Here is a 15,115-nt window from a genome sequence, read left to right as displayed (position 1 = left end):
AAGCAATCCAGGGGGACCGGGTGAGCGAGACCCCCTGGATTGCTTCGTCGCTACGCTCCTCGCAATGACGGCTCACCCCTTCGCCGCCAGCGCCTCGGCCCGGATCGTGCTCAGCGTCTTGGCCGGCGTGATCGCCTCGGGATCGAGGATGCAGTGCAGGATCGAAGGCTTGCCGCTTGCCACCGCGCGCTCGAAGGCGGGGGCGAACTCCGCGGTGGTCTCGACGCGCTCACCATAGCCACCGAAGGCCTTGGCATAGGCTGCGAAATCCGGGTTCTTCAGCATCGTCGCCGAGACGCGGCCGGGATAATGCCGCTCCTGATGCATGCGGATCGTGCCGTACATGCCGTTATCGACCACGATGACGATCACCGGCAGCTCATACTGCACGGCGGTGGCGAAATCCTGCCCGTTCATCAGGAAGCAGCCATCGCCGGCGAAGGCGATCACGGTGCGCTCGGGAAACAGCCGCTTGGCGCCGATCGCGGCCGGCACGCCATAGCCCATCGAGCCCGAGGTCGGCGCAAGCTGCGTCGCGAACTTCGTGAAGCGATGGAAGCGGTGCACCCAGGTCGCGTAATTGCCGGCGCCGTTGCAGAGGATCGCGTCGGCGGGGAGGTTGCGCCGCAGCCAGGTCACGGCCTCGCCGGGATGGAAGGCGCCCGGCACCGGCGCCGGCTGCTCGCTCCAGCCGAGATAGGCCTCGTGCGCCTCGGCCGCCGCGCCGGCCCAGGGAATGACCTGCGGCGGATGCACGGTCTCCAGCGCCGCGCAGAACGCAGTCGGCGAGGCGTTGATCGCGAGCGAGGGCCGGTAGACGCGGCCGAGCTCTTCCGGATCAGGATGGACATGCACCAGCGGCCGGCCGGGATTGGGAATGCCGAACAGCGTGTAGGACTGGCTCGGCATTTCCGAGAGCCGCCCGCCGACCAGCAGGACGAGGTCGCTCTCCTGGATGCGTTTCAAGAGCTTCGGATTGGGCCCAATGCCGAGATCGCCCGCAAAATTCGGATGGTCGGCCGGGAACAGCATCTGCCGACGGAAGGAGACGGCGACGGGCAGGTCGAAGCGCTCGGCGAAGCGCTGGAAGCGCTCGATCGCCTGCGGGTTCCAGCGCGAGCCGCCCAAGATCGCGACCGGCGACTTCGCCGCCCAGAGCCGCTTCTGCAGGTCGATGGTCTGGAGCAGCGAGGGATGCGTCTCGGTGACCTGGTAGGGCTGCGCGTCGGCTACATCGGCGAGGTCGGTCAGCACGTCCTCGGGCAGCGCGATCACGACCGGGCCGGGACGCCCGGCCGTCGCGACATGGAAGGCGCGGCTGATGATCTCGGGGATGCGCGCGGCATCGTCGATCTCGGTCGCCCATTTCGTCATCGTGCCGAAGACAGCGCGGTAGTCGAGCTCCTGAAAGGCCTCGCGCTCGCGCATGCCGCGCTCGATCTGGCCGACGAACAGGATCATCGGGGTCGAGTCCTGGTCGGCGATGTGGATGCCCGGCGAGGCGTTGGTCGCGCCGGGACCGCGCGTCACGAAGCAGATGCCGGGCTTGCCGGTGAGCTTGCCGGCGGCCTCGGCCATCATCGCCGCGCCGCCCTCGGCCCGGCAGATCGTGACCTTGAGCTTGGCGTCGTGCAGCGCGTCGAGCACTGCGAGATAGCTCTCGCCCGGCACGCAGAACGCGTCGGTCGCGCCGTGGATCAGGAGTTGGTCGACGAGGATCTGCCCGCCGGTGCGTGGTGTCGTCATTGACCTTGACTCCGATACTTAGCTAAGTTGGTCAGGTTGAGCGAGGAGGCCGCAATGACGCGCGTCACCATCCACGAGGCCAAGACGAACCTCTCCCGCTTGATCGAGGAGGTCGAGAAGGGCGGCGAGGTCGTGATCTCGCGCCGCGACAAGCCGGTTGCGCGGCTGGTGCCGATTGAGCAGGCGCGGCCGGAGCGTAAGCCGGGGCGCTTTGCCGGCCAGTTCGACATCGGACCTGAATTCTTCGAACCCTTGCCGGAGGAAGAGCTTCGGCTGTGGGAAGGGCGCGACGATTGAGGCTCCTTCTCGATACCTCGGCCCTTCTTTGGTTCTGGCTCGGCGGCAGAGCATTGAGGCCACAGGTCCTCGGGCCAATCCTGGACAGAAATAATCAGGTCCATGTGAGCTCGATCTCGGCAATGGAGATCGCGACCAAGCATAGAGTTGGAAAGCTCCCGGGCGTCGAAAACGTGCTTGCGACCTTTGCCGACGCCTTGGCTGCCGACGGTTTCATCGCACTCCCGCTCTCGAACGAGCACGCCCTTCTCGCGGGTGCTATTCCGGGCGAGCATCGCGATCCATTCGACCGGATGCTCGCTGCGCAGGCAATCATCGAGGAGCTGACAATCGTCTCCTCCGACGCGGCCTTCGATGCGCTCGGCGCGCGCCGTCTCTGGTGAGCGGGGCATTCAGCCGCCTCCGCCCCAGGCGGGATCGTTCAGAATGTCGTCGTGATGCTCGTTAAGGCGAGGGCTTGGGATGGGCGCGACCTGCCTGACGCCGTCGATCACGATTGGCGACGCGACGGTCGGGATCGTGCCGTTCGTCGCGGCTTCCGATGGCAGATCGACCCTGACGCCGCGAGCAATCACCTGCGGGTCGGCAAAAACCTCGTCGATCCCGTTGATCGGCCCGGCGGGCACGCCGACCTTCTCCAGCGCCGCCAGCAGGTCGGCCTTGCCGTAGCGCTGTGTCAGGAATTGCAGCTTCTCGGTCAGCGCGACGCGGTTGGCGACGCGCGAGCGGTTCTCGGCATAGTCGGGATGAGCAGCCAGCGCCGGCTCGCCCAGCACCTCGCAGAGCTTGCGCCACTGCCCGTCATTGCCGGTCGCGATGATGATGTGCCCGTCGGCGACCGGGAAGACGTCATAGGGCACGATGTTCGGGTGGGCATTGCCGAGCCGCGGAGCGGGCTTGCCCGAGACGAGGTAGTTCATCGCCTGATTGCCGAGCACGGCGATCTGCGTGTCGAGTAGCGCGAGGTCGAGCGTCGCGCCCTCGCCGGTGGCATCGCGCCGACGCAGCGCCGAGAGGATGCCGACCGAGGCATAGAGCCCGGTATAGATGTCGGCGACGGCATAGCCGGTCTTCATCGGCGCGCCACTCGGCTCGCCGGTGACCGACATGGCCCCGCCCATGCCCTGGACCAGGAAGTCGTAGCCGGCGCGCGGGGCATAAGGGCCATCCTGGCCGAAGCCGGTGACCGAGCAGTAGATCAGCCGGGGATAGGCGGCGCGGAGCGAGGCGGCATCGAGCCCGTATTTCTCGAGCCCGCCGACCTTGAAGTTCTCGATCACCACATCGGCATGGGAAGCCAGCCGGCGCACCAGCGCCTGGCCTTCCTCGCTGCGGAAATCGGCCGTGATCGAGCGCTTGCCGCGATTGGCCGAGTGGAAATAGGCGGCCGAGAGGTGCTCGCCATCCTTGCCCTCGACGAAGGGCGGCCCCCATTTGCGCGTGTCGTCGCCCTCAGGCGCCTCGACCTTGACGACATCGGCGCCGAGATCGGCGAGCAGTTGCCCGATCCACGGGCCTGCGAGGATGCGCGCCAGTTCGAGGACGCGCAGGCCGGCGAGGGGAGGAGAGGTCATGGCACGCTCGTTCCCTCCCCCCGCTTGCGGTGGGGAGGGTTAGGGTGGGGGGGCGAGTGATCGACTGAGGCGACTGCCGCGCTGTTGGAGGCCGGCCGGGCAAGGTGCGAACCCGGTCGTTCGGCCCCCCACCCGACCCTCCCCACCGCAAGCGGGGGGAGGGCAGAGCCCTGTTCGGCAATCGTCAGGCGCATCATTCGCTCAGAAAAACGCCTGCAGCCCGGTGATCGCCCGCCCCAGGATCAGCGCGTGCACGTCATGCGCACCCTCATAGGTGTTGACCGTCTCCAGGTTCGCCGAGTGGCGCATGACATGGTATTCGATCGAGATGCCGTTGCCGCCGTGCATGTCGCGGGCCTGGCGGGCGATGTCGAGCGCCTTGCCGCAATTGTTGCGCTTGACGATCGAGATCATCTCCGGCGCCACCTTGCCCTCGTCCATCAGCCGGCCGACCCGCAAGCTACCCTGAAGCCCGAGCGAGATCTCGGTCTGCATGTCCGCGAGCTTCTTCTGGAAGAGCTGGGTCTGGGCGAGCGGCTTGTTGAACTGCTTGCGGTCGAGCCCGTATTGCCGGGCGCGGTGGAAGCAATCCTCGGCCGCCCCGAGCACGCCCCAGGAGATGCCGTAGCGGGCGCGGTTGAGGCAGCCGAACGGACCCTTCAGGCCGGAGACGTTCGGCAGCAGGTTCTCTTCCGGCACGATGACGCCGTCCATGACGACCTCGCCGGTGATCGAAGCGCGCAGCGAGAGTTTGCCGCCGATCTTCGGCGCCGACAGCCCCTTCATGCCCTTCTCGAGGATGAAGCCGCGGATCTGGTTGTCATGCGCGACCGATTTGGCCCAGATCACGAAGACGTCGGCGATCGGCGAGTTCGAGATCCACATCTTCGAGCCGGTCAGCTTGTAGCCGTCGGCGACCTTCTCGGCGCGGGTCTTCATGCCCGCGGGGTCGGAGCCGGCGTCGGGCTCGGTCAGGCCGAAGCAGCCGACCCATTCGCCCGAAGCGAGCTTGGGCAGGTACTTCTTGCGCTGGCTTTCGTCGCCATAGGCGTAGATCGGGTACATCACCAGCGAGGACTGCACTGACATCATCGAGCGGTAGCCGGAATCGACCCGCTCGACCTCGCGCGCCACCAAGCCATAGGAAACGTAGTTGGCGCCGGCGCAGCCGTATTCCTCCGGCAGCGTCACGCCGAGCAGGCCGAGTTCGCCCATCTCGTTGAAGATGCCGCGGTCGGTGGTCTCGTTGAGATACGCTTCCGAAACACGCGGCAGCAGCTTCTCCTGGGCGAAGTCGCGGGCCGTGTCGCGGATCAGCCGCTCGTCCTCGTTGAGCTGGTCCTCGAACAGGAACGGATCGTCCCACTTGAACGCGGCGGGCTTTTCGCTGGTGGAATGGGCGCGGGCGGGCTCAGTCATGGTCGTTCTCCCCTTGGTCCCGTCAGGCGTCGACGTCGAAGCTGACGCCCTGCGCCAGCGGCAAGGTCGTGCCGTAGTTGAGCGTATTGGTAGCGCGGCGCATATAGGCTTTCCAGGCATCCGAGCCCGCCTCGCGGCCGCCGCCGGTCTCCTTCTCGCCGCCGAAGGCCCCGCCGATCTCCGCGCCGGACGGGCCGATATTGACGTTGGCGATGCCGCAATCCGAGCCTTCCGCCGAGATGAAGCTCTCGGCCTCGCGCATGTCGAGCGTGAAGATCGAGGAGGACAGGCCGGCGCCGACGGCGTTCTGTATGGCGATCGCCTGGTCCAGCGCCCTGTACTTCATCACGTAGAGGATCGGCGCGAAGGTCTCGCGCTCGACCGGGCCAACCTGCTCCGGCATCTCCACGAGGGCAGGGCGGACATAGAAGCCGCCAGCGCCGACATCGACCTTCTCGCCGCCATGGACGGTGCCGCCGGCGGCACGGGCCTCACCCAGCGCCTTCTGCATGCCGTGATAGGCGGCCTCATCCACCAGCGGCCCGACGAGAACGCCGGCCTGGCGCGGGTCGCCGATCTTCACTGAGCCGTAGACCTTGATCAGGCGCGGGATCAGCGCGTCGTAGACGCTCTCGTGGACGATCAGGCGGCGCAGCGTGGTGCAGCGCTGGCCGGCCGTGCCCATCGCGGCGAAGGCGATGCCGCGCAGCGCCAGGTCGAGATCGGCCGAGGGCGCGACGATCGCGGCATTGTTGCCGCCGAGTTCGAGGATGGCGCGGGCGAAGCGGGCGGCGAGCTTCTGGCCGACCTCCTTGCCCATCCGGGTCGAGCCCGTGGCCGAGAGGATGGGGACGCGGTGATCCTGCACCAGCGCATCGCCGATCTCGCGCCCGCCGATCAGGATCTCCGACAGGCCGACCGGCGCCTCCGGCCCGAAGCGCTTCATCGCGCGCTCGGTGATGGCCTGCACCGCGAGCGCCGTCAGCGGGGTCTTCTCGGAGGGCTTCCAGACCACACTGTCGCCGCAGACGAAGGCGAGCGCCGCGTTCCACGACCAGACCGCGACCGGGAAGTTGAACGCCGAGATCACGCCGCAGACGCCGAGCGGGTGCCAGGTCTCCATCATGCGGTGGTTGGCGCGCTCGGTCGCGATGGTCAGGCCGTAGAGCTGGCGCGACAGGCCGACGGCGAAATCGCAGATGTCGATCATCTCCTGGACCTCGCCGAGGCCCTCCGAGGTGACCTTGCCGGCCTCGATCGTCACCAGCAGGCCGAGATCGGCCTTGTGGGTGCGGAGCTCCTCGCCGAGCAGGCGCACGAACTCGCCGCGCCGCGGCGCCGGCACCTTGCGCCAGGCCAGGAAGGCCGATTGCGCCCGGCCGATCGCGGCCTCGGTCTCGGCAACGCTGGTTTCGCGCAGGGTGACGATGGTCTCGCCGGTGATCGGCGAATGGGCGTCGAGCCCCTTGGAGGCGAAGGCGCCGTCGGACACTCGGAGGCGCTTGAGCAGCGCGAGCGTATCCTGCGGCAGAGCAGTTGCAGCCATGTCGAACCGAAGCCTTCTGTCAGAATCCCACAGCCCTCATCCCGAGGAGCCGCGAAGCGGCGTCTCGAAGGATGATCCAGCAGGGCACTGCGAACTGGAGCATCCTTCGAGACGCAGGCTTAAGCCTGCTCCTCAGGACGAGGGCTCGGGCGATAGTGCCGCCCATATCTTGGCACAATGCCCTCTTCCGGCCGCTCGCGGCAACCGATATGTTCTCACCAGTTGGTGAGAGAAAATCATGAACTTGGAACTCATCCCCGGCCGCCTCTCGGTGCCCTCGCTGTCGGCGCTCGCCGCCTTCGAGGCGGCGGCCCGGCATGGCAGTTTCACTCGCGCCGCGGAGGAACTGAGCCTGACGCAGGGCGCGGTCAGCCGGCAGGTCGCGCACCTCGAAAAGGTACTCGGCGTCAGCCTGTTCCAGCGCGTGCGCAAGCGCGTCAGCCTCACTCCGGCCGGCAGCGCCTATGCCGCCGATATCCGCGATGGCTTGTCGCGGCTGGCGGCGGCCACCGTCTCGGCCATGGCCTTTCGCGGCGCCGCCGGCGTGCTCAACCTGGCGATCCTGCCGACCTTCGGCACGCGCTGGCTGATCCCGCGCCTGCCGCGCTTCATCGAGGCCCATCCCGGCATCACCATTAATTTTGCGACGCGGCTGGTGCCCTTCGACTTCAGCCGCGAGGAGGTCGACGCGGCCATCCATTTCGGCGATCCGGTCTGGCCCGGCGCGGTGCTGCACCGGCTGATGGGCGAGGAGGTCGTGCCGGTCGCGGCGCCCTCGCTGATCGCGCGCGCCGGCATCGTCACGGCCGCCGACATGCTGCGCGTGCCGCTGCTGCAGCAATCGACAAGGCCGCGCGCCTGGGCCAACTGGCTGGAGAAGCAGGGCCTGCCGCCCGAGCGCGCCATGATGGGCCCGCGCTTCGAGCAATTCGCCATGGTCTCGCAGGCTGCGGTTGCGGGCTTGGGCTTGGCGATCGTGCCGCGCTTCCTGATCGAGGAGGAGTTGCGCTCGGGCGCGCTCGTCGTCCCGGTCGACCGGCCGGTGACCGGCACGGAGGGCTATTATCTGGTCTATCCCGAGGCCAAGGCCGGGCTGCCGGCGGTGATAGCCTTCCGCGACTGGCTGCTCGGCGAATTCGCTGCGGCGACCTAGGCACTCGACAAGCGCCCGCCGCCTTGTCATTCATGCGCTGAATTCACCAACCTCGGCCGCGCGATGTCATGGCCGCCATGCGAGGGGCCGTCATGCCGTCCTTGTCCGAAACAGCCGATGTCGTGATTTGCGGCGGCGCCGCCATCGGCTCCTCCGTCGCCTACCACCTTGCCGCCGATCCCGGCTTCAAGGGAAAGGTGGTCGTGATCGAGAAGGACCCGACCTATCGCTACTCGGCATCGGCGCTCTCGGCGGCCTCCATCCGCCAGCAATTCTCCAGCCTGGTGAACATCCGGATCTCGCTCTTCGGCATCGATTTTTTGCGCAACATCGGCCGCCATCTCGCGGTCGATGGCGAGGCGCCTTCGATCGATCTGCACGAGGGCGGTTACCTCTATGTCGCCGGCGACGAGGCGCGCAACATTCTTGAACAAAATCAAAAGCTTCAGCAATCCGAAGGCGCCGATATCGCACTTTATGCTGCAGAAATGCTGCGCAGCAAATTCGACTGGCTGAACACCTCCGACCTCGCCTGCGGCACCTATGGCGTCAGCGGCGAGGGCTGGTTCGACGGCTGGGCCGTGCTGCAGGCGTTTCGCAGGAAGGCACGCGCGCTCGGCGTCGAATACCGCCAGGGCGAGGTCGCCCGCTATATCGTCGAAGCCGGTAAGCTCATTGCCGTCGAACTCACCGATGGCAGCCGCATCGCCTGCGCCGCGGCGGTGAACGCCTCCGGCACTCATGGCGCCCGGCTCGCTGCCACCGCCGGCATCGCGATTCCGGTCAAGTCGATGAAGCGCTACGTCTTCAGCTTCACCTGCAAGGGCGAGGTCGAGAACTGCCCGCTGCTGATCGACACCTCCGGCGCCTATTGCCGCCCCGAAGGCAAGCGCAGCGGCGACGGCCAGATGTTCATTTGCGGCGCCTCGCCCCCGGCCGAGATCGACCGCGAATGGATCGAGAGCGACGCCGATGTCGAGGATGTCGACTGGTCCTTCTTCGAGGAGCATGTCTGGGCGCCGCTTGCCCATCGCGTGCCCGCCTTCGAGGCGATCAAGCCCGGCCGCGCCTGGGCCGGCCCCTACGACATAAACGGGCTCGACGGCAACGCCATCCTCGGCCCGGCAGTCGGGGTGCCCAACCTCTACCTCGCCAACGGCTTTTCCGGCCACGGCCTGCAGCAATCGCCGGCGGTCGGGCGCGGCCTTGCCGAGCACATCCTGCATGGCCGCTATCGCACGCTCGATCTTGCTGATCTCGGCCATGAGCGCATCGTCGCCGGCAGGCCTTTGACGGAGGCCAATATCATCTGAGGAGCCGTCCGCGATGGTCGATCCCGCCTATGTCCAGACCATGGCGCGCTACAATGCCTGGCAGAACAAGAGCTTGTGCGATGCCGCCGACCTGCTCGACGACGAGGCCCGCTGGCGCGACCGCGGCGCCTTCTTCAAGTCGATCCACGGCACGTTCAACCATGTCCTCTGGGCTGACGAGGTCTGGCTCTCGCGCCTGATCGGCACGGAGAAGCCGCCGATCGGCGGGCGCGATTCCGTGACCTATTTCAAGGACTGGGCCGAGTTTCGCCATCATCGCGCCGAGCGCGACGCTGCGATCATCGCCTGGTCCGAGACGGTCGAGCACGCCTGGCTGCGCGGCACGCTGATCTGGTATTCCGGCGCCGCCGGCCGCGAGATGGGCAAGCCGCGCGCGCTGGCGATCGCCCATCTCTTCAACCACCAGACCCATCATCGCGGCCAGATCCACGCCATGCTGACCGCAGCCGGCACGAAGCCGGAGGATACCGACCTCTTCCTGGTCGACGAGCCGCGCTGAACGCTGCGACGTCATTGCGAGCGTAGCGAAGCAATCCAGGAGGGCTGGGTGCCCGGCTGCCCCTGGATTGCTTCGCTACGCTTGCAATGACGGCCTATGCTTCCTTCGCTGCTGGAGTCTTGCGTGACGAGGATTTCTCCTTCTCCTCGCCCTCCTTCATGTCCGGCACGATCGCCGTCGTGTTCTGGCTGAGCTTCTGGAACAGGCCGAGCCCGACCATCGCCAGCACCGCCAGCAGTACCAGCAGGCCGGGATAGACGATGTCGCTCATCGCCGTCCGCGAGGCCTTGGTGATCAGCACCAGCGATTCCAGGCTGAGCGCGATGATGATGATCGTCATGAACTTTGTGAGCGAGCCCCGCGCCTCGGCCGGGCGGCGCAGCTCGCGGTCGCTGATCACCTCTTCCTCGAACAGGAATTTTCCGACATCGGCGACGGCGACCGCGATGATGACGAGGCCGATCCCGTCGAGCAGCGTGTCGAGCGCGCCGTCGCCGGTCCAGAACCCGGTCGCCGTCTGCCAGATGGCGACCACCATCAGCATCACGGCGGCCGCCAGAAGCGCGCCGGCGATGCCGGTGTAGAGAATGCGGCTGAAGATCATCATGCGGCGCTGCCCCCCGGTTCGACGCCCTGTCGGCGTGAAGAACTGGCATGGCAGCACCCTGTTCCCTGCGGCTTGTCGAATATGCCTGCGGCGTGCAGTTTGCCGGCACCACGCTGGGGACCCGCCATGCCTGAGATTTCGAGCCTGCTTGCCTTCGCCCTCGTCGCATTCGGCATGGTGCTGACGCCCGGCCCGAACATGATCTACCTGATCTCGCGCTCGATCTCGCAGGGGCGCATGGCCGGGCTGATCTCGCTCGGCGGCGTCGCGCTCGGCTTCGTCTTCTACATGCTCTGTGCTGCCTTCGGCATCACCGCGCTGCTCTTCGCCGTGCCCTATGCCTATGACGCGCTGCGCTTCGGTGGCGCGGCCTACCTGCTCTGGCTCGCCTGGCAGGCGGTGCGGCCGGGCGGGCGCTCGCCCTTCCAGGTCCGCGACCTGCCGCATGACAGCCCGCGCAAGCTCTTCGTCATGGGCTTCGTCACCAACCTGCTCAATCCCAAGATCGCGATGCTCTATCTCGCGCTGCTGCCGCAGTTCATCGATCCGGCGGCCGGCAGCGTGCTTTCGCAATCGGTCGTGCTCGGCGCGGTCCAGATCGTCGTCAGCGTCAACGCGATGATCGCCTTCGCCGCCGGCAGCATCGCGCTCTTCCTGCGCGAGCGCCCGCTCTGGGCGGTGGTGCAGCGCTGGTTGATGGGCACCGTGCTTGCAGGATTGGCGCTGAAGATGGCGACTGAGGCACAACGCTGACCCGGCTGCACAGAGTTTCGGCAGCGTCAATTTGCATCGTTTCCAGAGATTGGGCATTGGGCCATGAGCGGCGGCCGGCCGGTGTTTCGGCTGTTAAGCGCGGGTAGCAGGAGTCTTCCATGAGTGTCGCCAACGGCCGGGCCTTGCTCGCCATTCCCGGCCCGACCAACATCCCCGACCGCGTGCTGCAGGCGATGATGCGCCCGGCCGAGGAGCTTGCCTCCAAGACGGTGGTCGATCTGACCGAGACGCTGCTGGCCGACCTCAAGGCGGTGTTCCGCACCAAGGGCGAGACCTTCCTCTACGCTGCCAACGGCCATGGCGGCTGGGAGGCGTCGCTCACCAACGTGCTCTCCCGCGGCGACAAGATCCTCGTCCTTGCCAGCGGCCGCTTCGCTATCGGCTGGGGCGAGATGGCCCGCTTCATGGGTGCCGATGTCGAGGTTCTGGCAGGTTCCTGGCGCGCGGCGGTCGATCCGGCCGCGCTCGAGGAGCGCCTGCGCCGCGACGAGAGGCACGAGATCAGGGCCGTGCTGACGGTCCAGATCGACACGGCTTCAGGCGTGGTCAACGACATCCCGGCGATCCGCAAGGCCATCGACGACGCCAGTCATCCGGCGCTGCTCATGGTCGACGGCGTCGCCTCGCTCGGCTGCATGCCGTTCGAGATGGATGCATGGGGCGTCGACGTCGCCATGTCGGCCTCGCAGAAGGGCCTGATGACCCCGCCCGGCCTCGCCTTCGTCGCCGCCAACGAGAAGGCCCTGAACGCCCATCAGCAGGCGACGATGCGGACGTCCTACTGGGACTGGACCTCGCGCATGAACCCGCTGCTCTACATGAAGCATTGCGGCACCCCGCCGGAGCACCTGATGTTCGGCCTGCGCGCGGCCATCGACATGCTCTTCGAGGAGGGGCTGGAGGCCGTCTGGCAGCGCCACTCGCTTCTGGCCGGCGCCACCCAGGCCGCCATGTCGAAATGGGCTGAGGGTCAGGTCCTGACCTATAACGTCGTCGAGCCGTCGCAGCGCGCGCCCTCGGTCACCACGATCCTCGTCCAGGGCGATCCGGCCGTGATCACCGACTATGCCCGCAAGGTCTGCGGCGTGACGCTCGGCCTCGCGATCGGCGATCTCACGGGCAAGGCCTTCCGCATCGCCCATATGGGCCATGTCAACGCGCCGATGGTGCTGGGCAGTCTCGGCGCCGTCGAGATGGCCCTGCAGGCGCAGAACATCCCGCATGGCGGCGGCGGCGTCGCTGCGGCCATCGCGCATCTCAGCCACGGCGCGCGGATGGGCGCATAAACCGAGCCGTCATTGCGAGCGCAGCGAAGCAATCCAGGGGGATTGCGCTCTACGTCCCCCTGGATTGCTTCGTCGCTACGCTCCTCGCAATGACGATTCAGTTCTGGCCCGCAGGCTGATCAGGTCTTTCTCGGCGGCCTGCCCCCGCTCGGCTGTCAGCATCTCACCGACCTCCGCCAAAATCCGTCCCAGTGCCTGAAAGTCGTGCTTCCGCGGCGAGGTCTTGCGCCAGACCAGCCCCACCGAGCGGCTCGGCTCGGGCTCGGCAAACCGAAAGAGCCTTACCGGCATGTCCGGCCGGAGCTCGATCGGCAGCGCCATCGCCGGCATCAAGGTGGCGCCGAAGCCGTTGGCCACCATCTGCATGATGGTCGAGAGGCTGGAGGCGCCATATTGCCGGCGCGAGCTGCTTTGCGCCGTGCGGCAGAAGCTCAGCGCCTGGTCGCGCAGGCAATGGCCCTCTTCGAGCAGCAGCAGGTTATCGCCCGAGAGCGCGGCCTCTGGCGTGAACGGATCGTCGCCATCCTGCCCGGACGGCGTCACCAGCACGAAGCCGTCGTCGAACAGGTGCAGCGTCTCCAGCCCCGGGCGATCGACGGGGAGGGAGAGCAGGGCGACGTCGAGCTGCCCGTCGCTGAGCTCGTCGAGCAGGGTCGCGGTCTGCGTCTCGCGCAGCCGCAGCTCCAGCGCCGGGTGTCGGCGTTGCAGCAGCGGCAGGGTCGCCGGCAGCAGATAGGGCGCGATCGAGGGGATGACGCCGAGGTCGAGCTCGCCGCTGAGCAGGTTCGGCCGATGCCGGGCATGGTCGACGAGGTCGCTCGCCTCGATCAGGATGCGGCCGGCGCGCTCGGCGATCTCGCGGCCGATCTCGGTCAGCGCGATCGCCCCGCGACGGCGCTCGACGAGCTGGCAGCCGAGCTGCGTCTCCAACTCCTGAATTTGTAGCGAGAGCGCCGGCTGGCTGACATGGCACTCCTCCGCCGCCCGGCCGAAATGCCGGTGACGAGCCACCGCGCCGAAATAGCGAAGCTGTTTCAGGGTGATCATGTCGATTTGATAAACTTATCGAAGCGTCGCGTAAATGCTATTGGACATCATCGTCGCAAAGGGATGTTAGTTCCTCCAATTCGAAATCTGGTGCTGCCCACCGGCGGCGCCGTGAGCTGTGGAGGACCGCATGTCCAAGAACCCGACGATGACGACGAGCGCGGGCGCGCCAATCCCGGACAACCAGAATTCGATCACCGCCGGCGAGCGCGGCCCGGTCCTGCTCCAGGACTACCAGCTGCTCGAGAAGCTGGCGCATCAGAACCGCGAGCGCATCCCGGAGCGCCCGGTCCACGCCAAGGGCTGGGGCGCCCATGGCACGCTGAAGATCACCGGCGACATCTCCAAATACACCAAGGCCAAGGTGCTGCAGCCGGGCACGGAAACCCCGCTGATCCTGCGCTTCTCGACCGTTGCCGGCGAGCTCGGCGCGGCCGATGCCGAGCGCGACGTGCGCGGCTTCGCGATCAAGTTCTACACTGACGAGGGCAACTGGGATCTGGTCGGCAACAACACGCCGGTCTTCTTCGTGCGCGACCCGGTGAAGTTCCCCGACTTCATCCACACCCAGAAGCGCCATCCCAAGACGAACATGCGCTCGCCTACCGCGATGTGGGATTTCTGGTCGCTCTCGCCCGAGAGCCTGCATCAGGTGACGATCCTGATGTCGGACCGCGGCCTGCCGACCGACGTCCGCCACATCAACGGCTACGGCTCGCACACCTATTCGTTCTGGAATGATTCAGGCGAGCGCTACTGGGTGAAGTTCCACTTCAAGACCCTACAGGGCCATAAGCACTGGACCAACGAGGAGGCCGAGAAGGTCATCGGCAAGACCCGTGAATCCACGCAGGAGGATCTGTTCAACGCGCTGGAGCGTGGCGAATTTCCGCAGTGGAAGGTGCAGGTCCAGATCATGTCGGAGCTGGACGCGGAGAAGACCTCCTACAATCCCTTCGACCTGACCAAGGTCTGGCCGCATGGCGAGTATCCGCCGATCGACATCGGCGTCCTCGAGCTGAACCGCAATCCGGAGAATTACTTCGCCGAGATCGAGAACGTCGCCTTCTCGCCGTCGAACATCGTGCCCGGCATCGGCTTCTCGCCCGACAAGATGCTGCAGGCGCGCATCTTCTCCTATGCGGACGCCCACCGTCACCGGCTCGGCACCCATTACGAGACGATCCCGGTCAACCGGCCGCGCCACGAGATCCATCACTACCATCGCGATGGCCAGATGAACACGTATGGCGGCATCAAGACCGGCAATCCGAACGCCTATTACGAGCCGAACTCCTTCGGCGGGCCGGTTGAGCAGCCCTCCGCCAAGGAGCCGCCGCTGCGCATCGCCGGCGATGCCGACCGCTTCAACCACCGCATCGGCAATGACGATTATTCGCAGCCGCGCGCGCTGTTCGGCCTGTTCGACCAGGGCCAGAGGGAGCGCCTGTTCTCCAACATCGCGGCGGCGATGGGCGGCATTCCGCAGGAGATCGAGGAGCGCCAGCTCACCCATTTCGACAAGGTCCACCCCGACTACGGCAACGGCGTGCGCGCCGCGCTGGCCAAGGCCGATGGGCGCGAGCGCCCGGCGATCTCGGTGACCGAGAACACGCCGCAGCGCGCGGCGGAGTAGGAGCCGGACGACCGGGCGAGCGGCTCTCTTCCCTTCTCCCGGATGGGAGAAGGTGCCCCGGCAGGGGCGGATGAGGGCCGGACGTCAAACACTGCTGCTGTGCCCTTCCCGTCATGGTCGGGCTTGTCCCGACCATCCATGTCTTTGCCACGCCGTAGCTGGTTGCAACGCCGCAAGGCGTGGATGCTCGGCACAAG

Annotated in this window: 14 protein-coding genes; 8 read left to right on the top strand and 6 right to left on the bottom strand. The window is 66.9% G+C overall.

From position 1 onward, the window contains the following. Nucleotides 1-72: 72 nt before the first annotated feature. The gene (locus DWF00_RS16880) at nt 73-1,746 is read right to left on the bottom strand and encodes a thiamine pyrophosphate-binding protein (protein WP_114828893.1); all 1,674 of its coding nucleotides are present in this window, start codon (nt 1,744-1,746) and stop codon (nt 73-75) included. 54 nt (nt 1,747-1,800) lie between these two features. Here DWF00_RS16880 and DWF00_RS16875 point away from each other — a divergent pair, with 54 nt between their 5' ends. Continuing rightward, nucleotides 1,801-2,043: a type II toxin-antitoxin system Phd/YefM family antitoxin gene (locus DWF00_RS16875; RefSeq protein WP_114828892.1), complete on the top strand. Its 243-nt coding sequence runs from the start codon at nt 1,801-1,803 to the stop codon at nt 2,041-2,043. After that, entirely contained in the window at nt 2,022-2,426 is a 405-nt protein-coding gene (locus DWF00_RS16870; protein ID WP_245974013.1) for a type II toxin-antitoxin system VapC family toxin, read from the top strand. Before DWF00_RS16875 ends, DWF00_RS16870 begins: the two co-directional genes overlap by 22 nt. A gap of 9 nt (nt 2,427-2,435) precedes the next feature. On the opposite strand, the gene DWF00_RS16865 is transcribed toward DWF00_RS16870, so the two are convergent. The 3 genes from DWF00_RS16865 to amaB all read right to left on the bottom strand — a co-directional run bounded on the left by DWF00_RS16865 (nt 2,436) and on the right by amaB (nt 6,582). After that, nucleotides 2,436-3,617 (bottom strand): CaiB/BaiF CoA transferase family protein, encoded by a 1,182-nt coding sequence (locus DWF00_RS16865; protein ID WP_114828890.1) that lies wholly within the window; start codon nt 3,615-3,617, stop codon nt 2,436-2,438. 201 nt (nt 3,618-3,818) lie between these two features. Then, nucleotides 3,819-5,036 (bottom strand): acyl-CoA dehydrogenase, encoded by a 1,218-nt coding sequence (locus tag DWF00_RS16860; protein WP_114828889.1) that lies wholly within the window; start codon nt 5,034-5,036, stop codon nt 3,819-3,821. A gap of 22 nt (nt 5,037-5,058) precedes the next feature. Next, nucleotides 5,059-6,582 carry an L-piperidine-6-carboxylate dehydrogenase gene (gene amaB, locus DWF00_RS16855; protein ID WP_114828888.1) on the bottom strand — a complete coding sequence of 508 codons (1,524 nt, stop codon included), beginning with the start codon at nt 6,580-6,582 and terminating at the stop codon, nt 5,059-5,061. 238 nt (nt 6,583-6,820) lie between these two features. On the opposite strand from amaB, the gene DWF00_RS16850 reads away from it, so the two are divergent. From DWF00_RS16850 to DWF00_RS16840, 3 genes are all read left to right on the top strand, one after another. Then, entirely contained in the window at nt 6,821-7,735 is a 915-nt protein-coding gene (locus DWF00_RS16850) for a LysR family transcriptional regulator (RefSeq protein ID WP_114828887.1), read from the top strand. Nucleotides 7,736-7,827: 92 nt separating this feature from the next. Beyond that, nucleotides 7,828-9,048 carry an NAD(P)/FAD-dependent oxidoreductase gene (locus DWF00_RS16845; protein WP_114829291.1) on the top strand — a complete coding sequence of 407 codons (1,221 nt, stop codon included), beginning with the start codon at nt 7,828-7,830 and terminating at the stop codon, nt 9,046-9,048. 13 nt (nt 9,049-9,061) lie between these two features. Beyond that, entirely contained in the window at nt 9,062-9,568 is a 507-nt protein-coding gene (locus tag DWF00_RS16840) for a DinB family protein (protein ID WP_114828886.1), read from the top strand. Between the two features lie 94 nt (nt 9,569-9,662). Here the strand turns inward: DWF00_RS16840 and DWF00_RS16835 are convergent, their stop codons facing one another. Continuing rightward, nucleotides 9,663-10,175, bottom strand: a complete 513-nt coding sequence (locus DWF00_RS16835) for a hypothetical protein (protein WP_114828885.1) — start codon at nt 10,173-10,175, stop codon at nt 9,663-9,665. Between the two features lie 126 nt (nt 10,176-10,301). Here DWF00_RS16835 and DWF00_RS16830 point away from each other — a divergent pair, with 126 nt between their 5' ends. Beyond that, the gene (locus DWF00_RS16830) at nt 10,302-10,928 is read left to right on the top strand and encodes a LysE family translocator (RefSeq protein ID WP_114828884.1); all 627 of its coding nucleotides are present in this window, start codon (nt 10,302-10,304) and stop codon (nt 10,926-10,928) included. A gap of 119 nt (nt 10,929-11,047) precedes the next feature. Next, nucleotides 11,048-12,235: a pyridoxal-phosphate-dependent aminotransferase family protein gene (locus DWF00_RS16825; protein WP_114828883.1), complete on the top strand. Its 1,188-nt coding sequence runs from the start codon at nt 11,048-11,050 to the stop codon at nt 12,233-12,235. A gap of 75 nt (nt 12,236-12,310) precedes the next feature. Here the strand turns inward: DWF00_RS16825 and DWF00_RS16820 are convergent, their stop codons facing one another. Further along, nucleotides 12,311-13,282, bottom strand: a complete 972-nt coding sequence (locus tag DWF00_RS16820) for a hydrogen peroxide-inducible genes activator (protein ID WP_114828882.1) — start codon at nt 13,280-13,282, stop codon at nt 12,311-12,313. 130 nt (nt 13,283-13,412) lie between these two features. Between DWF00_RS16820 and katA the strand changes: the two genes are divergently transcribed. Further along, nucleotides 13,413-14,918: a catalase KatA gene (gene katA / locus DWF00_RS16815; protein WP_114828881.1), complete on the top strand. Its 1,506-nt coding sequence runs from the start codon at nt 13,413-13,415 to the stop codon at nt 14,916-14,918. Nucleotides 14,919-15,115 lie beyond the last annotated feature (197 nt).

The sequence above is a fragment of the Allobosea caraganae genome, from assembly GCF_003351345.1.
In the GTDB taxonomy this organism is placed as follows: domain Bacteria; phylum Pseudomonadota; class Alphaproteobacteria; order Rhizobiales; family Beijerinckiaceae; genus Allobosea; species Allobosea caraganae.
Note: the sequence above shows the minus strand (reverse complement) of the source record. Positions and strands in the feature narration are given on the sequence as shown.